Raw genomic sequence first — 23,594 nt, 5'->3', positions numbered from 1 at the left:
TATGATAGTTATGGGGTTAACACATATAGAAAGAGGGATTCACATATGAATACAGACTTTTTGACAGGTACAGAACTTTTACTGGCTTACGAGGAAATTCGGATGGTCAAGTCCCGTTATTGCCGCTTCATTGATACAAAAGATTGGGAAGGGCTCAAAACCGTATTCGCTCCAGACGCTGTAGCCGACTTCAGCACAGAGGGCAACCCAATTCCCGTTTTAGAGGGACGCGACACAATCGTCAAAGTCTTCCAGGACCTCGTCGATCCCGCCGTAACCGTACACCAGGTACATAGCGCCGACATCGAATTCATCTCCGCCACCGAAGCCAAAGTACTATCCCCAATGGAGGATCTGGTTACCTTCCCAGAGGGCAATCCGAATAAATCTTTCCATGGATATGGCTACTATCACGAAACCTTCGTCAATCTAGACGGCAAATGGTATATTCGCCATACAAGCTTACAACGGCTGCGTCTGGATATTCTGTAAAAAAGTAAATTCGAGCGTCCATACATCTATGCATTCATAAACTCACAAAACAGCAGAACTGTAAAACCATAAAACCATAAAACCATAAAACCATAAAACCATAAAACCATAAAACCATAAAACCATAAAACCATAAAACCATAAAACCATAAAACCATAAAACCATAAAACCATAAACTTACTCTAGAAGCACATGCAGCTGTACTTCAACGTAAACGATGCAAAGCGAGTTAAAAGATTTTAAACCTTACTGCTCCTCCCACCCACCACATTGCAGCATGAATTGCACCATGCGCGTTGTCACTCAAACACACATCACTCATGCTGCAAATCGCACAGAACGCAGGCAAGGAAATAAGGGAAAAGGACTCCTTTGGAGAGGCGGGAATCTTCATTCTCTCCCAATCCAAAAGATTCCCGCGGCTCCACCCGAGTCCGTTCCCTTATTCCTTGCCGAAGTGGTGCCCCTCCAAGCACAATCCCCATGCATGCCCAACCTCCACCCCCATTTCATCTGCCATTTCACCCAATCTTCATTCACAAATTGGACAAAAATAAGAAATCATTCACTTTTCCGCCGGAAATTGTTTTATAATGAATTCATGCAGGTAAAAAAAGGTAATGTAACCGCTTGATCTGTCACAATTGTTACAAGATAAGCCAGTGTATGAACTTATCAGCCTGTAACGATAACGGCAAAAGCGGCTACACTGCCAACAATGGAAGTGCTACTGTCCTATACCAGGCGACTTCCTATCTGTACTGGTTCCACCAGATCAAGTCGGCGGCAGAAATGTTGCCTTGTTTTCCGTGTCACTATGTATGCAGGGTTTCAGCAAACTTATACTTTCTTGAAAGGCGGAAGATTTTATGGCAGATGAGAACAAAAAGCAACCGCAATCGAATGATCAAGAAGAAATAACGCTGACGAATCGACAGGGGCATCCTGTCACAGACAACCAGAATGTGAGAACGGTAGGCAACCGTGGGCCGATTACCATGGAGAATTACAATTTCCTTGAGAAAATCACTCATTTTGACCGTGAACGTGTGCCTGAGCGGGTAGTGCATGCTCGTGGAGCAGGTGCACACGGCGTATTTGAAGCGTATGGCACGGTTGGGGATGAACCGATATCCAAATATACACGCGCGAAGCTGTTTCAGGAAAAGGGCAAGCAGACACCGGTATTTGTGCGCTTTTCAACGGTTGTTCATGGTGGACATTCTCCGGAAACGTTACGCGATCCGCGCGGCTTTGCGACCAAATTTTATACCGAGGATGGCAACTGGGATCTGGTCGGTAACAATCTGAAAATTTTCTTTATTCGTGATCCGCTCAAATTCCCGGATATGGTGCATGCGTTCAAGCCAGATCCGATTACGAATGTACAGGATATGGAGCGTTTCTTCGACTTTATCGGTAACAGCGCGGAATCTACACATATGATCACGTTCCTGTTCTCGCCATGGGGCATTCCTGCCAACTATCGGGAGATGCAGGGCTCGGGTGTGAACACATACAAATGGGTGAATGAAGCGGGCGAAGCGGTATTGATCAAATACCACTGGGAGCCGCTGCAAGGCATCCGCAATCTGTTGCAGGATGAGGCGAACCAGATTCAATCACTCGACTTCAACCATGCAACGATTGATCTGTACGATGCAATCGAGAATGGCAATTATCCAGAATGGGAATTGTGTGTCCAGATCATGGAGGACAATTACCATCCTGAGCTGGATTTCGATCCGCTTGATCCGACGAAGCTGTGGCCAGAGGATCAATTCCCATTTATGAAGGTGGGTAAAATGATCCTAAATCGCAATCCAGAGGATTATTTTAATGAAGTAGAGCAAGTCGCATTCGGTACAGGTGTACTGGTGGATGGCTTAGATTTCTCGGATGATAAGCTGTTGCAAGGACGTACCTTCTCGTATTCCGATACGCAGCGTCACCGTGTTGGCTCGAACTACCAGCAGCTGCCGATCAATGCACCGCATAGCCGTGTCGCAACGAATCATTCCGGTGGACAGATGCGCTACCATAGTGACCGTGCACCCGGACAAAATCCGCATGTGAACTACGAGCCATCCTCACTCGGTGGTCTGAAGGAAGCGCCAAAGGCAGGCAAGGATCACGAGCCAGAATACTATGATGCACGTCTGATGCGCGAGAAGATCGACCGTCCGAATGATTTTGCTCAGGCAGGGGAGACGTATCGCAACTTCGAGGATTGGGAACGCGATGAGCTGGTGAAAAACCTCGGCGCGAACCTTGCCCAGTGTAACGAGGATATCCGTAGTCTGGTGCTTGGCAATATTAAGCAGGCAGATGAAGAGTATCATCGTCGCGTGCAGGAGGAGCTGGACAAGGTGCTGGCTGATCCGAATATGGGCAAGCCACTGCATCGTGCTCACGCTGCTGCGAAGAAAGCAGAAGATAAGGGACATGACGCGAAGCCGTATTAAGTGAGAAGCAAGCGTTGATTCGCTATTCTCATTCGATAGTCATTAGGATAGACAGACGGTTATGGTGATAAGCATCCGCTCGGTTCTAATTTCTGATGGTTGAATAGAGGTGTAGCTAATAAAAAAGACCAATTCCCATCAAGGCAATTGGTCTTTTTGCTACGTTGATATATTGGGCTAGCGCTAAGCCTGCTGTTTAACTGAATCAGCAATTCGTTTAAGTATACATAGACGTTCTTCATCCGATGACATACACAACAACAGCTTCAATGTATTGGCTAAAGTAATAAAATAATCACGTAAAGTTATCCTAACAAAGGCGGCGATCGATATGAAAATTATCATCACACAAGAAGAAGCAGTCCAAAAAGGTGTCTGGAACGACGTAATGAGTATGTTCGGCGTACAAAATGAAGATGAGACATACCCGCAGGAACAATTCATTTTGACAGAAGAGCAAGCGAAGCAGTTGAAGTTAATTTCTTGATTGGCTTATAATCATGTAAAAGGAGCCCTCTCTAATGAAGGCTCTTTTTTGTTTTTTATGCGGTTCTTAAATTTATGATCTAGAAGACTTTACATATTGAATCGTAAAGAAAACAATAATAAAGGCGACGCAATAGTTGAGTGGATTTTTAAAAATGCTCATGTCCAATGCAAGCTGTAATAGAATCCATAGAACGAAAATCACACTCAGCAACAAAATATTCATTTTCGTATATATAGTATTCATCATTTAGCCTCCTACTTCTTTTAAAAGCAAGATGCCGCGGCTCCAGTTAAGCAACCTCCAACAACACCTGCAATAGTCCAACGATACCCTACCATAGCCCGAAAACAGTGTAAACCTTGTTAAAGCCTTCTTTTTTAAAATAAAGCATATGTACTACGACATAAGATTTTAAATCGACATGTTAAGACAGTAGTTAATCATAACGGCTACTCATTTAGTCTTAGGCTCTTGCTATTTATACTAACTCCGTATTACTTTCTTTTCACCCGATCCTTATATCGAATAAACAAAAAGACAGCACCGATCATAATGATCGATACTGTCTACTATACGAGTAATCACAATCCTGTGATGAATCGACATACCGCTCATCGCAGGCTATCAATTACGCAATCGCTAGATTACTTATCAGAATCTTTTTTGTCCTTATCTTCATCGCCTGCTGCAACTGGAGATGGCTTCGCTACCCAATCATCTGCTTGAGTTTCTGGGTTAGCGCCATTTTCCTTTTTGCGCTTCTCCATCAGTGTATCCTCTGAATTCGGGTTTTCCATTTTGTTATCCTCTGCCATGTTAATCTCCTCCTTATGTTGTCCTCAGCTATGTTGTAGTGACTCTTCATTACATTACCCTTTTGAACAGAATGAAAACATGGCACTTTAGCTTGTTCTACATATCGATCAAAAGAATAGATAAAGGGGGTTGACATTTATCTTAAAGCAAAGTAATATTGTCTCATAGTCAAATATCTTTAAATTAAGATTTATTAAATAAGACGAAAATATTATCTGCAAAACGATCATTCAATAGATGATCGATCCTTATAACCACTCAAAATAAACCACTCAAAGGGGACGACGATGATGAGCAAACAAACAATGGGTATTCACCACATTACAGCAATTGTAGGGCATCCACAGGAAAACGTTGATTTTTATGCAGGTGTACTTGGACTGCGTCTGGTCAAACAAACCGTTAACTTCGATGATCCAGGTACATACCATCTGTACTTTGGTAACGAAGGCGGCAAACCGGGTACGATTATTACCTTTTTCCCATGGGCAGGTGCTCGGCAGGGTGTGATCGGAGATGGACAGGTTGGCGTGACCGCGTATGTTGTGCCACAAGGAACGCTCGATTTCTGGGCGAAACGGTTGGAGCAATTCGGCATTACGTATCATACCAACATGCGCTTTGGTGAAACCTCTCTGGCATTCGATGATCCGCATGGTCTGCATTTGGAACTGGTCGCACGTGGTGCGGCTGATCCTAATGGCTGGAGCTTTGGCGGTGTGAGTGCTGATATGGCGATTAAGGGCTTTGGAGGGGCGACATTGTATTCCTCGCAGCCTGCACAGACCGCTCATCTGCTGGAGCAGACCATGGGATTAGAGCGTATCGGTCAGGAAGGCGACTATACTCGTTATCATTCACAGGCAGAGATCGGCAATGTGATCGATCTGAAAATGACCGCTGGCGTGCGTGGTGAAATGGGTGTTGGTACCGTGCATCATATCGCATGGCGTGCAGTCGATGATAGCGATCAGCTGGAATGGCAGGAATATGTAGGCAATCAAGGCTATGGTGTCACCGCAGTACGTGATCGCAATTACTTTAACGCGATTTACTTCAGAGAGCATGGTGAAATTCTGTTCGAGATTGCTACAGATCCTCCGGGTTTTGCTCATGATGAATCGTATGAAACGATGGGAAAAAACCTGATGTTGCCAGAGCAATACGAGCAGTATCGTGCCAAATTACAGCAGGTGCTGTTGCCATTTGAAGTGCGTGAGCTGGATTAATCCATTCGATTAATGAAGGAAAGAGCTGATGACGATGCTGAGATTGGAGTTTAAGCGATAGCTGTAGGCAGAAGAAGCGAGACAGTCGATCGTACAATTACTAATGTAACAACCATGGATAATGTGCCATTCAGGATGCAGTTAAACTACATCACATCAAAATATATAATCATAACCTATAAAAGGAGTGTTTTAAAATGGAAGATTTCGGTTTATTGCTTATTCGTTTAATGATCGGTGTCGTATTTGTCTTTTACGGTACACAGAAATTGTTTGGCTGGTTTGGTGGGTATGGTATCAAAGGAACAGGCGGTTGGTTTGAATCGATCGGTATCAAGCCCGGTCATGTTGCAGCCACACTTAGCGGTATCGCTGAGCTGCTAAGTGGTATTCTATTCGTGTTCGGTCTGTGGTTACCGCTGGCGGCTGTACTCGTTGTTGTAGTGATGCTGGGCGCTATCGCTAAAGTTCACGGGCCAAAAGGCTTTGCTAATGGTGGCGGCGGCTTTGAATACAATCTGTTCCTGATCGTCGTAGCGATCGGTCTGGCATTGATCGGTCCTGGCGCCTGGGCATTACATTTCTAAGCTGAAGGCTTCAAGCTTCTGATCATATGTATCTACACGTGATTATATAAACAAACACGAATCAAACAAATACAAGCGTAAACAATCATCAACACAAGCTAAGCTAACATCAATCACTAGAAGCTAGCTCTAGCCGTAGCACTAAGAAATTAACGCAATTATAAAATCATCACACCTTATCTCAAGGCTCTATCAGCTGCAAGCGATTCACTGCGCAGCTGGTGGGGTCTTTTTAGATTGAAACAGTTTTGCACGTCAATTATAGTTTATTTTATTCTGTTTAAGCGTTATCAATTTTAAATATATTTTTGTTTATTTCCGAATTAAGTATTTTCAAAACAAAACAGAAATGATATACTCCTGAAAAAGGAACCCTCACTTCTCATCATTATCAGTCCGAATGAGCGGGTTCAGCAGCAGGAAGCAGCAGCGATATTACATATACTGGATTATCGAATCGCGCTGTGACCAAGCCAATATATGGAGGATGAAGCATGATACCAAATCAATGGGATTCCAGTCAGGCAGCAGCTATTCAGGAAGGTGTAGATCAGCTTGTATATCGCTCCAATCTGATCGGGTCGGATCGTCGGGTATGTAACTGGGGTGGTGGTAACACATCGAGCAAGACAATCGTGAAGGATTTTCGCGGTCGCGATGTAGAAGTGATGTTTGTGAAGGGCAGTGGCTCCGATCTGGCTTCGATGAAGGCGCAGCATTTTACCGGATTACGGATGGAGGATATTCGTCCATTATTTGAGCGGGAAGAGATGTCAGATGAAGAGATGGTCGCTTACCTTGCGAACTGTATGATCGATTCCAAGGCACCTCGTCCATCGATCGAGACATTGCTGCATGCGTTTCTGCCATTCCGTCATGTGGATCATACACACCCTGATGCGATTATTAGCCTGTGCTGTGCGGATAATGGTAAGGAAATTGCGAAGGAGATTTTCGGTGATCGATTTGTATGGGTGCCATATATTCGTCCGGGCTTTACGCTATCCAAAATGATTGCACAGGGTGTGCTGGAGCATCCGAATGCTGAGCTTGTGCTGATGGAAAAGCATGGTCTGGTCACATGGGGAGAAACGCAGGAGGAATGCTACAATAAGACGATCGAGATGATTAATCGCGCAGCCGAGTACATTGCAGAGAAGGCAAGTCAGAAGGAAGCCTTTGGCGGTGCAAAAGTGGAAGCGTTATCATCTGAGCGGCGTCAACAGCTTGTTGCGAGTCTGATGCCTTCGCTGCGCTGTGCTGTTAGCGATAGTAAACGAATGATCTTAACCTTCGATGATGCGGACGATGTGCTTACCTTTGTCAATGGAAGAGATTCGGCTACTTTATCTCAGGTTGGGGCAGCTTGCCCGGATCATCTGGTACATACCAAGATGACGCCGCTATTTATCGATTGGACGCCAGCAGATGATGATCAAGAGGGCTTGAAGCAGGCAGTGCTGGAAGGTGTGAATCGTTATAAACAACGGTATAAAGAATATTTTGAACGTAATCATAGCGAAGGCGATGTGATGTTCGAGCCTGCGCCACGTGTTATTTTGATTCCAGGAATTGGAATGATCAATACAGGTAAAAGTCATGCGATGTCACTGGTCAGTGGTGCGCTGTATCATCGCGCAATTGCAGTTATGGGTGGAGCGACAGCACTGGGACAATTTGTATCGTTGAGCGAAGCGGAATCGTACCATGTGGAATACTGGCCGCTGGAGCTATACAAGCTAACACTCGCACCGCCAGAAGCAGAATTTTCTCGCCAGATTGCCCTGATTACCGGTGGAGCAGGTGGCATTGGTAGTGCCACAGCACGTCGCCTTGTGAGCGAGGGAGCACATGTCGTACTCGCCGACCTGAATCTGGAAGGCGCACAAAAAGTAGCCGATGAGCTGAATGCAAGCTTTGGCACTGGACGTGCACTGGCGGTTCGCATGGATGTGACGAACGAAGCGCTCGTAGAGACTGCTTTTGCCGAAGCTTCCATCGCATACGGTGGCGTCGATATTTTAATCAACAATGCAGGTCTGGCAACTTCTAGCCCATTTGACGAAACATCGCTCAAGGAATGGGAGCTGAATATGAATGTACTGGGCACAGGTTATTTCCTTGTCGCTCGTGAAGCGTTCAAAGTAATGAAGCAACAGGAGTTAGGCGGCAGCATGGTGTTCATCGGCTCTAAAAACTCCGTCTACGCCGGCAAAAATGTCACTGCCTACAGCTCAGCCAAAGCACTGGAAGCTCATCTGGCACGCTGCATCGCAGCCGAAGGCGGCGAACATGGTATCCGCGTCAACACCATTTTGCCCGATGCGATCCTGCAAGGCTCAGCGATCTGGAACTCCAACTGGCGCAACGAACGCGCCGCCGCCTACGGCATCGAACCGGATCAGCTAGAAGAACACTACCGCAAACGGACAACACTGCTCGTCAACATCTACCCAGACGACATCGCCGAAGGCGTAGCCTACTTCGCCTCATCCAAATCAGCCAAAACAACCGGCTGCATGCTAACTATCGACGGCGGTGTGCCTGCGGCGTTTACGAGATAGAAAGTAGATAGCGACACAGAGCTGTTATGCTGTTATATAGAAGGAAAGAGCTATACAGCTTAAAGTCATACGCTATACGAATGTTTCGTATTGCCTGAAACACTTAAAATAATTCAAGTCTTTAAAGTGATTAAAATGCTTGCATTGTTGCAGCTGCTCAGGAGACTAAATACTCAAAGGCTCGCACATCAATATGTTGATTGATGATATGCTATTATTTTTTGAAATCAGCTAGTATTTTGACTTTGATTAATGAAGACAGTTCAATTCTTTGTCAGCGATACAAGCGCAAGATAAAGGCATAAGCAAATTAATATTGAAGCGATCCACAAACTAACTTGAATCATGCTTCTAATGCTACCTTCTAATGCCACCACTCAGCGTGTATGTGAATTTATATATTGCAAGCATCGCGGAACGGAGGGGAGGAAATAAGGGGAAAGGACGACCTTTGAGCACGGGAATCTACAACTCACTTCTACTCCGTAGATTCCTGTGCGATACCGGAGTCCGTCCCCTTATTCCTCCCCGCAGTGAATGATGCCCCAGCAAGAAAATTCAATTACACGCACACACAATCACATGTTAAATAAATTATCCGCCTAAGGAGGCAAAATCATGACCGATAAAGCCTACGCCTTATTCGAAGAACAGCAGCAAGCTCGCGGAATGGATCTGAACAAAATCAAATCCCGTCTCAAAGCGCTCCAAATCGAGACTCCTTCCTGGGGATACGGCGATTCAGGTACACGGTTCAAAGTGTTTCAAAAGGAAGGCGTGCCGCGTGATCCATTTGAAAAGCTGGAGGATGCTGCACAGGTTCATCGGGTAACTGGATTATGTCCATCTGTGGCCATCCATATTCCGTGGGATAAAGTCGACGATTATGGCAAGCTGCGCAGTCATGCAGAAGGTCTAAATTTGCAAATTGGTGCGATCAATCCGAACCTATTTCAGGAAGAGGATTATATGCTGGGTAGTGTAACGCATACCGATCCCGCAGTACGGCGCAAAGCGACTGCACATTTGCTGGAATGCGTCGATATTGCCCGTGCCACAGGCTCGCGCGATATCAGTCTATGGTTTGCCGATGGTACGAACTATCCGGGGCAGGGCAGCATTCGTCAGCGTAAGCATTGGATGCTGGAGGCTCTTGCCGAAATGTATGGAGCGCTATCGCCGGATATGCGGATGCTGATTGAATATAAGGCATTTGAGCCGGCCTTTTATCATACAGACATTGCGGATTGGGGCATGGCGTATAATCTTGCCCTCAAGCTCGGTGAGCAGGCACAGGTGCTGGTCGATACCGGGCATCATCTCCCTGGTGCGAATGTGGAGCATATCGTCTCGTATTTGATTGATGAAGGGCGATTGGGTGGATTTCATTTTAACAGCTATAAATATGCAGATGATGATCTGATCGTTGGTGCGATTAATCCGTATGAGCTGTTTCTGATCTTTTATCAGATCCTGGATGCAGCGGAAAGTGGAGAGCAACGTCTGATCGATGCGGTAAACAGTATCGCGTATATGATCGATCAATCGCACAATATTGAGCAGAAAATTCCAGCGATGATTCGCTCGGTGCTGAATGTGCAGACCCAGTATGCGAAGGCGCTGCTGGTGGATCATCGCGAGGTAGCCGAGGCGCAGCAACGCGGCGATGTGCTTGGTGCGGAGGATGCGGTCAGACGAGCATTTGAATTTGACGTGACGCCTCTATTGCACGCCGTGCGTGAGGAGCAGGGCTTACCGATCGATCCAATGAGAGCGTATCTCGGTGATGCCTATGGACAGCGTATTCTGGTACGTGGTAAGGGCGGTGCAAGCTGGTGACGATTCTTGCTTATGATCTGGGCGCAGGCAGTGGCAGGGCGATTGTCGGCAGACTGACGGACCACCGGATCGTGACGCAGGAGATTCATCGTTTTGCGAATGAGCCGGTGAAGGTTGGGCCGCATCTGTACTGGGACATTTTACGGCTGTATCATGAGCTACAGCAGGGTTTGGTAACAGCGAAGCAGGAGCGGATGGTGCCCGAAAGTATCGGTATTGATTCATGGGCAGTGGATTTTGGCTTGATTGGGCGCAGTGGTGAGCTGCTTGGCAATCCGTATCATTATCGTGATCCGCATACGACAGGGGTGATGGAGGAGCTGATCGCCGAGCTGACGGCTGAGCGGATTTTTGAAGCGACCGGTATTCAATTTTTGAGCTTCAACACGCTGTATCAGCTTGCGGCCTTACGTCGCGAGGATTCATCGTTGCTAAAGGAAGCGCAGCGCTTGCTCATGATCCCCGATCTGCTACGTTATTTTATGACAGGTGAGATGATCAACGAGTTTACGAATGCAACGACGACGCAGCTGTACAATTCACGTCAGCAGGAATGGGATCGCAAGCTGTTATCGCATATTGGCATCCCATCATCATGGTTTGGTAAGCCTGTTCAGCCGGGCACCTCGGCAGGGCAATTGCGCTCATCGCTTATGGACGAGCTTGGATTGCCTGCCATTGCGGTTACAGCCGTAGCGGAGCATGATACAGCATCGGCAGTTGTCGCTGTTCCAGCATTGTCGGATTCCTTTGCTTATTTAAGCTGTGGCACATGGTCACTGATGGGTACAGAGATGTCGGAGCCGGTTATTCATGAGCAAGCGCTACAGCTTAATTTTACCAATGAAGGTGGGGCATACGGCACCTATCGTCTGCTCAAAAATATTATGGGGCTATGGATCTTCGAGGAGTATAAGCGTGAATGCGAGCGCAATGGGCATCATGCTTCTTATGGAGAATGGTTATCCGGAGTGGAGCAAGCGCCTGCATTTCAATCATTTATCGATCCAGATGATCCGATCTTCCTCCATGCAGGCGATATGGCGAAGCGAATTGCTGATTACTGTCGGCGGACGAATCAGCCGATCCCAGCATCACGTGGCGCGATGGCACGCTGCATTTTTGAAAGTCTCGTATTAAAATATCGTTATGTGTTAGAGCTGACCGAGCAACTGTCAGGTAAAGCCTTCGATGGACTGCATATGGTAGGTGGCGGTATTCAAAATCGTCTGCTCTGCCAGTGGACAGCCAATGCGATTGCACGTCCCGTATGGGCAGGGCCAGCCGAAGGAAGCGCAATTGGCAATCTGGCGGTACAATGGATAGCACAGGGTGCATTTCGAGATATTCGGGAAGCGCGCGCCGTTATTCGTGATTCCTTTCCTGTTGATGTGTATGAGCCACAGGATCAGGAGGCATGGCAGCAGGCGTATGTAGGCTTTTGTCGATATGTTGAGGTGCCCGTACAATAACGAGTCGGAGTTGAGGATATGATGCTGGTGGCACAGCGATATGACAAGATTGTGAAGCTGGTCAATGAACATGGAAGTATGCGCGTTACGGAGCTGAGTGAACGCTGTCAGGTAACAGAGGAGACGATACGGCGTGACCTGGATCGTCTGGAAAGACAGGGACTGCTAAGGCGCTCACATGGTGGCGCGGTTAGTGTACAGAGCGAACAGCCAGAGACCCCATTCTCTGAACGTGAAATTATGCATGCGGAGGAAAAACGCCGTATTGCTGAGCAGGCGGTCAAGCTCATCGAGCCCAATGATCGGATTCTGCTGGATGCGAGTACGACAGCATGGTATATGGCTGCCTCGTTACCGGATATTCCGCTGACCGTACTCACCAATTCGATTCGCGTGGCGACCCAGCTTAGCAATCGGGAGAAGATTGAGGTGATCTCGACTGGCGGTCAGCTGGTGTCTCGCTCGCTGTCCTTTGTTGGCCCACTGGCTGAGCGCTCACTGGACACCTACTATGTGAACAAGCTTTTTCTATCCTGTCAGGGGGTTCATCTGGAGCGCGGCGTGAGTGAGTCGAATGAGCTACAGGGACGTGTAAAGCAGAAAATGGTCGGTATGGCGGATCAGGTGATTTTACTGGCGGATGCGAGCAAATTCGGGGTACAGGCATTTGCGCATGTGATGAATCTGAATGAGGTCGATCAGCTGATTACCGACAGTCGTATTGAACAGCGTATTGTGGAGCAATTACAGGAGCAGGCTATGAAAGTCATGATTGTCTGATCATCGTTCAGTCTGCTAAGTCAGGTCATAACGGTTGGATAACTTTTGGAAATGAGTATAGATAGCATAAGTATCATTGAAAAGATGGCGGTCATGCGGCGAATTGCATGTGTATGCCCGGAGCGCCGGGTATGGGATGAGTGTTCGCAGCGAGAAGCCATCTTTTTTATATAGGATTCGATTCCATGAAGGTGAGGTGCAGCAATGAAGGTATCGCTATTTATTACCTGTCTGAGTGATGCGATCTATCCGCAGGTTGGCGAGGCGATGGTTCGCCTGCTAGCAGCGCATGGAGTGAAGCTGGATTTTCCTTCGGTACAAACCTGCTGTGGACAGCCGTCCTACAATAGCGGCTACTGGGAGGAAACACGTACGACCGCAAAAACGATTTTGAAAGCGTTTCAGGATAGTGACTTTGTCGTCTCACCCTCAGGATCATGCACATATATGATTCATCATTATGCAGAGCTATTCAAGGACGAACCGGAATGGCTGGAACAAGCGCAGGCGCTGGAAGCGAAGACGTATGAGTTTACGCAATTTCTCGTACAGGTGCTTGGTATGACCGATGTCGGTGCTTATTTTCCACATCGAGTGACGTATCATCCGTCCTGTCATGGTAGTCGTCTGCTGGGCGTGAAGGAGGAGCCGATGGCGCTGCTATCTCAGGTGAAGGGACTGGAGCTGGTGCCATTACCATTTGCTGACGATTGCTGTGGATTCGGCGGTACCTTTGCCGTGAAGATGGCAGATATATCCGGCGCAATGGTGACGGAAAAGGTTGATCATATCAAGGAAACCGAAGCCGAGGTACTGGTCGGTCTGGATATGGCATGTCTGATGAATATTGCTGGCAATCTGCGACATCGGGGGGAGCAGGTGCGAGTGATGCATCTGGCTGAGCTGCTCTACGAGGGGGTGGCAGTGCGATGAGTAGGAGCGAGAAAACCTCTGCTACGGTAAAAGAACGCGCGGATATCGCACTGAACAACGACTTTTTGCGTAAAGCGGTTCGTTTTACGACCGAGCGGCTACGTAATGGCAAGCAGCTCGCTTCGACCGAGCATGGCAATTGGGACGAGTGGCGTGAACGAGGTAGACAGATTCGTTTGCATACGATTGCCAATCTGGACTATTATCTGAATCTATTTGTGGAAAATGCGCGTGCGAATGGAGTTCATGTTCATTTTGCTGAGGATACAGCAGCTGCGACGGAGATTGTCATGACTATTGCATGTCATAAGCAAGCCGAATCGGTCGTCAAATCCAAGTCGATGGTATCCGAGGAACTGCATATTAATCATGCACTGGAGGAAGCAGGCATTGAAGCAGTGGAAAGCGATCTAGGGGAATACATCATCCAGCTCGCTGGCGAAGGCCCTTCCCATATCGTAATTCCAGCGATTCATAAAAACCGCTATCAGATTGCCGAGCTATTATCGAAGGATGCAGGCGAGGAATTACCACCGGATACAACTGTACTGGCAGGCTATGTGCGGCGTAAGCTACGCGAGAAGTTTCTCGATGCGGATATCGGAATGACCGGCTGTAACTTTGCAATTGCAGAGACAGGCTCTATGGTGTTATTTGAAAATGAAGGCAATGCTCGGATGGTAACGACTGTGCCAAAGACACAAATTACACTGATGGGTATGGAGCGTATTATCCCGTCCTGGGAAGATCTTGAGGTGATGGCAACACTGCTGCCACGCTCTGCTACAGGTCAGCGTCTTACGATGTACATGTCTGGTATTACGGGTCCTAAGCGCGATGACGACAGCGATGGGCCTGAGGAAATGCATATTATTATCGTCGATAATGGACGTTCCGGTCAGCTCGGCGATCCTGAATTTCAAGAATTGCTCAATTGCATTCGTTGTGGTGCCTGTCTCAATGTATGCCCGGTCTATCGTCAGATTGGAGGGCATTCGTATGGTGGGACTTATAGTGGCCCGATCGGTGCGGTGCTAACGCCTGCGCTTAATCGTAATGTAGCCGAGTGGGATGATATCGCCAATGCATCCAGTCTGTGTGGTGCATGTTATGAAGCCTGTCCGGTCAAAATTCCGCTGCATGATATGCTCGTGTATCTGCGTCGCCGTAAGGTAGAGCGTGGTCACGGCAATCGCTGGGAGTCGATCGGCATGAAAGGCTTTGCGATCCTGATGGGCAATTCCAAGCGTCTTGGTGCAGCGCTGAAGATGGGACGATTGTTCCAGAAGCCTGTAGTGCATAATGGTACAATTTCACTGAAAATAGGGCCACTCAAGGGCTGGAATACGTACCGGGATATGCCGCCAATGGCAGATGATCCATTCCGTGAGCGCTGGAGCAAGCTGGAGCAGGAGTTACAGCAGGATCAGGTAACGATGGATGCTACGGTTAAGGATCGCATGGAGCAGCTCGTTCAGGCGAGACAACGAAGTAAAAGGGGTGACTTCGATGAGTCTTGATACCAATCGTTCTAATGATCTATCGAAAAATAAAGCGACGGACAATGAGGGATCATCTATGTCGACGAAGGCTACAATAGTGAGCAGTACTACAACTTCCCTAAATAATGAAAAAACTGCACAAGCCACCAACATTGCAAATACCGCGAATCACAATGCTACACAGCCGCCCTGGCTTGCCGAGCTAGAACAGCGCTCACGGCGCAATCAGCAGACCTTTATCGATCATATCTCCTCTCGTCTAGGACGTCCGCGAGCTACAGAGCCGCCTATCCATCCATTTCGTGGTGCGCCGTCCTTCTGGAATGAATGGAGCTGGGAGGAGCAGGAACGCGTCGAGCGATTCACTGCTCATTTTCAAGAGGTGGGCGGACATGTGGTATCGGTCGATAATCTGGAAGCCGCAGGAGAATGGATTGCACAGTATGCTCAGGATTTAGAGGCACGAGAGATTGTGCGTCAGCAGCTGCCTGAGCTGGAGCAGCTCCGTCTGGAGCAACGGCTACCCGATGCACATCTTTCAGTATGGAATGAAGACCAGCAGACCGATTGGCGAGCAACAGCCGCAGGTGCGGATATCGGCATTGTCATGGCAGAAGGTGCCGCAGCGTATACCGGAACCGTGATGGTCACTTCGTCCGTTATGCAGGGACGCTCTGTAAGCTTACTACCAACTGTATGTATTGTTTTGCTGTATAAAAAGAATTTGCATACCCGACTGGGCGAGCTACTGGTTCCACTGGATCAGCGTGGACGACAGCAGCTGCCCGCAGGTGTACACTTCATCTCAGGACCAAGCCGCTCCTCGGATATTGAAAATGACCTGACGATCGGTGTGCATGGGCCGGGGATTATTTATACGTTGCTGATTGGTTAGAGAGGCTGACAGGTAGGCTACAAAGAATGAAGCGATGAAAGCTAAAATTCCCGTCATCCAATCATGTCACTATAAGCTAAACTGATATAAGCGTCGAGGGCGATAGAGGCTGCCTCAGGCGCTTTTTTATTGGTAATGTCTACGTAATAGAATATAAAATGCACAAGTCATAAAGTAGCGAGCCAGTAGACTCAAGCTTCTATTGAGATATTCAAACTCTTTTCATTGCACTAACCAAGCGATGGCAAAAATGAAATCTGTAGCCTTCAAAATTGTCTCTTTTAGCCTCATTTCATCGTGTAAGCTAAATAGAGCATTGGATCATGAACCCTAGCTATGGTATGCGAAGAATGATGATTGCAATCTCAGCAGAATGGAACCGAGCTATTTACTCGATATTCGTCTGCATTCAAACCGTGCATGCAAACTATACGTGTACACTCAGAATACAATGCATGTGCTACAGCTAGCCTATTTTCATTCAGGAGGAAAGACAATGTCATCTTTAAAACCTATCCCACGCAGCTCTTTACGTATCTATGCCGGGAAAAAGTATTATCGTGCACGCCGTTACATTCGCTGGTTTCTGGATCGCAAATCATATGCGACACAGCGACAGCAGGAGCTCCTTCCGCATGTGATTTTTACACATCAGACACCGCTGCTACGTGAATTGAAGGACGTGGACATGTGGCTACAGCACAATAAAGTGACCAATCTCAAGCTTGCCGTGAATCAAATCCATGGACTTATGCTTGAACCGCAGCAGACCTTTTCCTACTGGCGTACGATTGGAAGCACGACTCGCCGTAAAGGGTATGTGGATGCGATGATTTTATTTTATGGACAGGTGCGTACTGGAGTCGGTGGTGGTCTGTGCCAGTTATCAAATCTAATCTACTGGATGACACTGCATTCCCCGCTTACCGTCACTGAGCGCTACCGACACAGCTATGATGTATTTCCAGACTCACGCAGAAGCCAGCCCTTTGGCAGTGGGGCGACATGTGCCTACAACTACCTTGATCTGCAAATCAAAAATGAAACGTCCTATCGATATCAGCTTGTAGTGTACGTTACGGACACTCATCTTGTCGGCGAATGGCGTTCCAGTCAGCAACCACTACATACCTACGAAATTTATGAAAAAGAGCACTGGATCACATCAGAATACTGGGGTGGACATGTGCGTCATAATATCATCCATCGCAAAACGTATAATAGAGATGGAGAGTGCATTCGCGACGAACCGATTACAGAGAATCATGCGATTATGATGTATGAGCCACTATTACCAGCAGGAAATGAGGGGAATGAAGAGTAGAAGTGGAAGACATATTCATTTGAGAATGAATAATAGTAGGGTAAGGATCAAGCTAGGGAAAAGTATAGCAAAACGACTCAGCACTATATCCATTCAAAAGACATGTCTTTTTCAAGTAGCCTATATTAATAAGATCAATAAAAAAGGTCATTCTACAAAGGATGACCTTTTTTTATTGTTATATGCAGTAGCATTTTGTAATACAAAGTGGCATGTTTTGGTATACAGTATCCCTGCTAAAGTAGCTGATGCTATACCAGTGAACCATCACACAAGCGCCACTACTTCACTTTTTTACAGACACTAATGATCGAAGGTGAGGAGAGCGAGAAGGGAGTGCGATTCCAATCTGCATATTGATGCTCGATTATCCATCCATTGGAAGTGAGCAGTCTGGTTAATGTCTCATGATCAGTAAAACGACAGGCGATTCGCGATGTCTTTTGTTGATGTGGCCATGTACGGTGTGTTACCCAGTGCATGATCTGTTGATCGGCATCATAGGTTTGGGAGCCGGATACCTTAACGATCTCACCGTTATGATCAACGAACTCACTCCATGGTGATTCTTCTTCATCGGCTAGATCGGTAGCAGCCGGATTCCGAGTTTCAAAAATAAAACGACCGTTCGGCTCCAGATGTTCATAGGCAGTATCCAGTAGAGCTTTCTGATCCTCATCGCTCAAAAATGCCTGAAACGCATTGCCTGTCAGGTAAATGAAAGAAAATCGCTGATCTGATCGAAATGTACGCGCATCGGCATGGATAAACTCAACAGGCAATCCTTGAGCCTTAATACGAGCGTACGCTAGCATCGATTCTGCAATATCGACGCCCATAATATCGATACCTGCCTCAGCTAGAGCTAATGTTGTTAAGCCTGTGCCGCAAGCCAGATCTAATACGGTACCCGGTGTTTGCTGCGCCCATTCCAGATAGAATTGATATTGCTTTGTCACACCACCGAACTCCAGATCATAATTGATTGGGTCGCTATATTCCTCAAGGTTATTGTGGTCAATCACGGTTACGTCCTCCTTTGGATCAGCACAGTATAGGTCGTAGCTTCTACAATCGCAATGAATGACCTGCACATTTTCAAATGAAACCCTGAATGGCTTTATTGCTGTTCGGATTCTTCATTTGCTTCATCCGAATCATTTAGCATCTTCTCTATATACTTCCGCAGACGCACTTCATCCACGCCAAGTACGGCGGCACCACGAACGGTTTTCGCTTCGAGCAACGAATTGGGTGGAATCTGTACTTTCTCAGTACGACTCACATTCACGTCTAGCCCCAGGCGTGCCAGCTTTAGCATCGTAGACGTAGACATATTCGTTTCGATGTAAGGGGCTACGCCATTCAGAATGCTGGGTAGCTTGAGCAGTGAACTGGAGCTTTGTAGCTTCGCCGCCAGTGCCGTTAGGAATTTACGCTGGCGCTCCGTACGTGTAAAGTCAGAGGTCGCATCGTGGCGAAAACGTACATATTGAAGGGCATGAGTGCCGTCTAGTGTCTGGATGCCCTTTTTCAGATCGATATCATAGCGATGTCCATCGCCACCATCTGTATACTTCATATCCTTTTCGACATCAATTTCGACGCCATCTACTGTATCGACAAGTGATTTGAAGCCTTCAAAATCGATCTTCACATAATGGTCGATCGGTATCCCGAGCAGCTTACCTACCGTTTCCATTGCAAGTGGGGCACCACCATACGAATAGGCAGCATTGATACGACTGTAGCCATGACCCGGTATATCGACATATGTATCACGCAAAATAGACATAAGATACGTTCGCTTGGTGACCGGATCAATGGTAGCCACCATCATCGAATCGGAACGTCCATTGCTATCTGTATCCCGACTGTCTGTACCGAGCAATAACAGGTGTACAGGCTCTGTACCATCCCATTCAGGAATATCTGGCAGCTCACCACCTTGACCTGTACCAGATGGGTCTGTATTCGGATTACTCTGCTGGGCCGTAGAGATCGATGAAGCAAAATGAGCTATGGAATAGGCGTAGTATCCTGCGATACCGCCACCTGCAAGCAAGACGACAAGCAGAAACCATTTCCATGCTTTAAATGATTTTTTCAAAAATGACACTCCTTTCACCATTCGCTGCTATTTCTAGGCGATCAAGAAATAGAGAATAGATCATAACTTATTACGGTCTATCGACCTATCACAACCTTATAAATCATAGACAGAAACGAACATAATGTCAATTTTATAGCGTTTTAGTAGAGGTTTTGAAATAAAAAGATCAATTTATCATACAAAAAGATATCATATGTCATTATTAGATTACATTTGTCGTTTAGCTGATAAGGTATCTATTAAAATAGCGGAACAGGTTGCATCCAGTGAACAGATGCTTTATACTTTATTAATAGTAATAATTACGATTAAATAAAGAAATGGAGTGTATATTCGTGGCTAAAAAATCTAAGGTTGTTCGCCAACGCCAGCGTGAGGCATTGGTTGCTAAATATGCAGAGAAGCGTCGTCAATTGAAGGAAGCAGGAGATTATGAGGCGCTGAGTAAGCTACCGCGTGACTCTTCGCCAACACGCCTGCATAATCGTTGTCAGGTTACCGGTCGTCCACACGGATATCTGAGCAAATTCAAGGTTTCTCGGATCGTCTTTCGTGAGCTTGCCTATCAGGGACATATTCCTGGTGTGAAAAAGGCGAGCTGGTAAGCAGTAATATGTAATTATAATCAGCGTTCTAGCAATGGAGACAGTCTGTTACCGATAAAAGGGTAGCAGACTGTTTTATAAATTTCAGCCTATTCATTCGACGGTTTATGCGAAATTATTACCTTTTTCGGCAAATTCAACTTGAAAGCGCTTCAAAAGATGCTATAATGAATAGCAAATGATGGATTGTTACCGGAATTCCGGGCGAAACCTGATTTGGCAAAGGTCTGTACCTCTGTGTACATGCTGTTGCCGGGTCAGGTTTTTTGTTTGTCCGGAGGAAGATTGCACACTACTGCAATCGCTTACATATCAGTCATCGCAGCAACAATCCACATTCTAATCGTATGACTACAGTGTATGGATGAGAGAGGCGGGGTATAATGAGTACAATGAACAAGCGATTAATTGCGGCAATAATGACGATGCTACTGCTGCTATGCACATGGGGCACGAATGGTCTAGCTTTAGCAGCGAGTAGCGGAACAGGAAGTGAGCAGATGGCCTACGCGTATCAGGCAAGCCTTGTACAGCCAACATCTCAAGCTATCCTGAGTGGTACAAGGGCAGCGTCTGCGAATACATGGACATGGCTTGGTGTACCTTATGCGAAGCCACCAGTCGGTGAGCTACGCTGGCGTGCACCGCAAGCACCGATAGCCACACCAGAGCAGACGGTTGAAGCAAGCAAGCTGCCGCAGGTATGCACACAGCTTGCCAATGGTAAAGTCACAGGTAGTGAGGATTGCCTGTATTTGAATATTTATCGTCCAGCTACGGCAGACGATTCGCTGCCTGTGCTTGTCTTTTTGCATGGGGGCGGTAATGTGACGGGAAGCGGTGGCTCTTTCGATGCGAGTAAGCTGGCGGAGCAGACGAATGCCGTTATTGTAACGGTCAATTATCGTCTTGGCTTGCTTGGCTGGATGCGTTCTCCCGCACTGCAAACGGGCAATGCAGCTGAGGATTCAGGTAACTTTGCGCTGCTGGATCAGATTCAAGCGTTGAAATGGGTGCAGCAGCATATCGCTAGCTTTGGTGGAAATGCAGCGAATGTCACACTGGGTGGACAATCAGCAGGCGCGCGCGATGTACTGGCATTAACGATTTCTCCGCTCGCCAAAGGGCTATTTGTCAAAGCCATGCCACTTAGCGGTGGAATGACTACGTCCACACCTGCGCAGGGTGAAGCCTATGATCGCGAGAAGCTGGCTGAGGCGCTGGCGAAGGCGGGTAAAGTGCAGACCGCCGAAGAAGGGATACGTTATTTAAAAGAAACCGACCCGACCGAGCTTCAGCAGACACTCCGTAGTCTGGATAGTGCCGCACTGGTTGAAGCGGTAGGTACGGTAATGATTCGTATGTCGGAATTCCCGCATCTATTTACTGATGGCACTGTATTGCCGAAGCAGGGCTTTGATGTGGTCGATCGTGGACAGTATAATCGTGTACCGATGCTGATCGGAAGTATGCAGCATGAATTTAACGCATTCGCTGCTTTTGATCCGACATTTACAAATAGCTTTATGAAAAACACATGGGAGCCAACACTGCAAAAGCAGTTCTGGCAAGCCACGGCGTATGGAAGCGAGCTGTATTCCTCCTTTAATGCTGATCAAGTAGCAGCGAAGTATAGTAAAGACTCGCAGTCGAAAAATATGTATGTCTATCGTTTTGCCTGGGGCTTGGATGGAGCAGGTGTGAAGGCACCAGCTAAGTATGTAGCTGCTACACATGGCGTCGATCTGGACTTTTTGACTGGAGCATTCGATAAGAGTGCATTCGCTGCGCTGTTCAAGGATCAGTTTTATACGACAGCCAATGAAAAGGGACGTCTTGCGCTCGCAGATCGCTATCGTGAGTATGTCGCGAACTTCCTGCATGGACGCTCGATGCAGTCGGGCGGTCTATCGCCGTGGAGCACATGGCAGCAATCAGGCAAGCTGATGAAGCTGGATGCAACCTCATCTACAGTTAAGACTTCCATGATTGCAGGCAAGCCTGATGTGGATGCTTTGAAAAAGCAGATCCAAGCCTCGCTAACACCGCAAGCCACAGCGATTGTGTGGGATAAGGTGCTGAATGGACGCTTCTTCTTTGACCCACAGTATAAATAACACAAATCAATACAATGCTCGACTAGTATGAAAGTAGCCGCCATGAATCGGATAGAGATATCCATTCGTGGCGGCTATTAGTATGTGGTAGGTATCCTTCACTTATGATCATAGTCAGCATACTCCTCACGTATGGAGATCAAGAGGAGCTGCTTGTCGATGTATCGACTTTACGAATTGCTTTATAATATTTGTTTTTGTGGCTGACAATGATGCAGTCGCGTGTACTGCGATTGCGGAATTTGTAGATCGGGGTATCTACACTGAGCACATTGCTATCGCCATTTTTATAAGAGGTATCGATGAGTGAATTGTCATCATCCACCTGATCAAAGCTGCTAATATTCCGCTCAACCTTGCCCAGCTTCGGTCCTACCTTGATCGTATTCACTGCCGGGTCCATCATGATCCGATACGTGCCATTGCGGAAATGCACGATAGGATATTCCCACGACGAGCTGGAGACGATCTGAGTGGTGTTGTCCTGCGAAGCCGGAATAACCGCATCGATCACATCTTCAGCGTACGAGGTGGCAGGGCTAGCCACGAGAGACGCAATAATCGGTGCAAACAGATACGCTTTCATGATTGTTCCTTCATACTCCTTTCGTTCAGCAAATGCCGATTGATTACAGATGAACCAAACTGCATTCCATGGTCTATCATAATACAAAACAAGTATGTTTTTCAAAGCAAGCCCACTTGCTTACGTAGGATAACTGTCCCTATCTATCAATATAGCAAGCTTACGGTACAAAACTGGATATATTCGGATTATATACGATAATATAGCATAAAGGTGAACAAAATGAGTGAAATTCGACTGCATATTGCCGAATTTCAACAATATGCGTAGAGAACAGGAGGAGAATGCGATTGAAATCTTATAGGGTCGTGCAAGCTCATACTAGCAATTACCCGAATCCGATTCGCTTGCGTCAGGGAGAACGGATACACATTGGAGAAAAATACGAAGGCCCAGAGGCGTGGGATCGCTGGTACTTTTGTGAAAATGAAGCAGGCATCAAGGGCTGGGTGCCAGAGCAGATTTTTACCCGTAGCTCAGCTAATGCTACCGAAGGTGTGGCGACCGAAGCCTACGATGCTTTTGAAATGAATGCTGTACCGGGTGATCAGGTGATCGCTTTGTGTGAGTTGAATGGCTGGATCTGGTGCTTACGTGAAACGGATGGGCAACAGGGCTGGTTACCGCTTGACCATCTTCAACCGATGCCAGTGTTGTGAAGGAGAGGAGCAGGCTCACAGCGATCGGCTGCGAAGATGGTGCAGTCCGCATACATAACGTTTAAAAGCAAGTATAGGGTGAATGAAGCTACATCGATTTTGCCTGTTGATTCCACTATAATGAA

At 47.0% G+C, this 23,594-nt stretch carries 20 protein-coding genes; 16 read left to right on the top strand and 4 right to left on the bottom strand.

Annotation, left to right across the window (positions count from 1 at the left end; translation table 11 throughout):
- Positions 1–45 precede the first annotated feature (45 nt).
- From SK066_RS13300 to SK066_RS13290, 3 genes are all read left to right on the top strand, one after another.
- Positions 46–492, top strand: a complete 447-nt coding sequence (locus tag SK066_RS13300; protein ID WP_320541860.1) for a nuclear transport factor 2 family protein — start codon at positions 46–48, stop codon at positions 490–492.
- 870 nt (positions 493–1,362) lie between these two features.
- Entirely contained in the window at positions 1,363–2,958 is a 1,596-nt protein-coding gene (locus tag SK066_RS13295) for a catalase (RefSeq protein WP_320541859.1), read from the top strand.
- 331 nt (positions 2,959–3,289) lie between these two features.
- On the top strand, positions 3,290–3,445 hold the full coding sequence (locus SK066_RS13290) for a hypothetical protein (protein WP_250343251.1): 156 nt from the start codon (positions 3,290–3,292) through the stop codon (positions 3,443–3,445).
- Between the two features lie 647 nt (positions 3,446–4,092).
- Here SK066_RS13290 and SK066_RS13280 read toward each other — a convergent pair.
- Entirely contained in the window at positions 4,093–4,263 is a 171-nt protein-coding gene (locus SK066_RS13280; protein WP_250343250.1) for a hypothetical protein, read from the bottom strand.
- A gap of 291 nt (positions 4,264–4,554) precedes the next feature.
- Between SK066_RS13280 and SK066_RS13275 the strand changes: the two genes are divergently transcribed.
- From SK066_RS13275 to SK066_RS13230, 10 genes are all read left to right on the top strand, one after another.
- Complete coding sequence (locus SK066_RS13275; RefSeq protein WP_320544882.1) at positions 4,555–5,493, top strand: ring-cleaving dioxygenase; 939 nt, start codon at positions 4,555–4,557, stop codon at positions 5,491–5,493.
- Positions 5,494–5,690: 197 nt separating this feature from the next.
- The gene (locus tag SK066_RS13270) at positions 5,691–6,080 is read left to right on the top strand and encodes a DoxX family protein (protein WP_320541858.1); all 390 of its coding nucleotides are present in this window, start codon (positions 5,691–5,693) and stop codon (positions 6,078–6,080) included.
- A gap of 494 nt (positions 6,081–6,574) precedes the next feature.
- Entirely contained in the window at positions 6,575–8,644 is a 2,070-nt protein-coding gene (locus SK066_RS13265) for a bifunctional aldolase/short-chain dehydrogenase (protein ID WP_320541857.1), read from the top strand.
- A 618-nt stretch (positions 8,645–9,262) separates the two neighbouring features.
- A complete protein-coding gene (gene rhaI / locus SK066_RS13260; RefSeq protein ID WP_320541856.1) occupies positions 9,263–10,483 on the top strand; it encodes an L-rhamnose isomerase in 1,221 nt (406 codons plus the stop codon).
- On the top strand, positions 10,480–11,955 hold the full coding sequence (locus SK066_RS13255) for a rhamnulokinase (protein WP_320541855.1): 1,476 nt from the start codon (positions 10,480–10,482) through the stop codon (positions 11,953–11,955). Before rhaI ends, SK066_RS13255 begins: the two co-directional genes overlap by 4 nt.
- Positions 11,956–11,976: 21 nt before the next feature.
- Entirely contained in the window at positions 11,977–12,735 is a 759-nt protein-coding gene (locus SK066_RS13250; protein WP_320544881.1) for a DeoR/GlpR family DNA-binding transcription regulator, read from the top strand.
- Between the two features lie 204 nt (positions 12,736–12,939).
- Positions 12,940–13,668: a (Fe-S)-binding protein gene (locus SK066_RS13245; protein ID WP_320541854.1), complete on the top strand. Its 729-nt coding sequence runs from the start codon at positions 12,940–12,942 to the stop codon at positions 13,666–13,668.
- Positions 13,665–15,188, top strand: coding sequence for a LutB/LldF family L-lactate oxidation iron-sulfur protein (locus tag SK066_RS13240; protein ID WP_320541853.1), 1,524 nt, complete (start codon positions 13,665–13,667; stop codon positions 15,186–15,188). The genes SK066_RS13245 and SK066_RS13240 overlap by 4 nt, the downstream gene beginning before the upstream one ends.
- Entirely contained in the window at positions 15,178–16,065 is an 888-nt protein-coding gene (locus SK066_RS13235; RefSeq protein ID WP_320541852.1) for a LutC/YkgG family protein, read from the top strand. The genes SK066_RS13240 and SK066_RS13235 overlap by 11 nt, the downstream gene beginning before the upstream one ends.
- A gap of 496 nt (positions 16,066–16,561) precedes the next feature.
- The gene (locus SK066_RS13230; protein ID WP_320541851.1) at positions 16,562–17,389 is read left to right on the top strand and encodes a VanW family protein; all 828 of its coding nucleotides are present in this window, start codon (positions 16,562–16,564) and stop codon (positions 17,387–17,389) included.
- Positions 17,390–17,670: 281 nt separating this feature from the next.
- Here the strand turns inward: SK066_RS13230 and SK066_RS13225 are convergent, their stop codons facing one another.
- Complete coding sequence (locus SK066_RS13225; RefSeq protein ID WP_320541850.1) at positions 17,671–18,414, bottom strand: class I SAM-dependent methyltransferase; 744 nt, start codon at positions 18,412–18,414, stop codon at positions 17,671–17,673.
- A 95-nt stretch (positions 18,415–18,509) separates the two neighbouring features.
- Complete coding sequence (locus tag SK066_RS13220; protein WP_407673671.1) at positions 18,510–19,499, bottom strand: LCP family protein; 990 nt, start codon at positions 19,497–19,499, stop codon at positions 18,510–18,512.
- 338 nt (positions 19,500–19,837) lie between these two features.
- Here SK066_RS13220 and rpsN point away from each other — a divergent pair, with 338 nt between their 5' ends.
- Together rpsN and SK066_RS13210 are read left to right on the top strand one after the other, a co-directional pair.
- Positions 19,838–20,107 (top strand): 30S ribosomal protein S14, encoded by a 270-nt coding sequence (gene rpsN / locus SK066_RS13215; protein ID WP_229685678.1) that lies wholly within the window; start codon positions 19,838–19,840, stop codon positions 20,105–20,107.
- 383 nt (positions 20,108–20,490) lie between these two features.
- Positions 20,491–22,224, top strand: a complete 1,734-nt coding sequence (locus tag SK066_RS13210) for a carboxylesterase family protein (RefSeq protein ID WP_320541849.1) — start codon at positions 20,491–20,493, stop codon at positions 22,222–22,224.
- Between the two features lie 139 nt (positions 22,225–22,363).
- Here the strand turns inward: SK066_RS13210 and SK066_RS13205 are convergent, their stop codons facing one another.
- Positions 22,364–22,810 (bottom strand): hypothetical protein, encoded by a 447-nt coding sequence (locus SK066_RS13205; protein ID WP_250343244.1) that lies wholly within the window; start codon positions 22,808–22,810, stop codon positions 22,364–22,366.
- A 290-nt stretch (positions 22,811–23,100) separates the two neighbouring features.
- Between SK066_RS13205 and SK066_RS13200 the strand changes: the two genes are divergently transcribed.
- Complete coding sequence (locus SK066_RS13200; protein ID WP_320541848.1) at positions 23,101–23,469, top strand: SH3 domain-containing protein; 369 nt, start codon at positions 23,101–23,103, stop codon at positions 23,467–23,469.
- Positions 23,470–23,594 lie beyond the last annotated feature (125 nt).

This window comes from Paenibacillus hunanensis, assembly GCF_034055775.1.
GTDB classification, from domain to species: domain Bacteria; phylum Bacillota; class Bacilli; order Paenibacillales; family Paenibacillaceae; genus Saccharibacillus; species Saccharibacillus hunanensis.
This window is presented reverse-complemented; position numbering and strand designations above follow the sequence as displayed.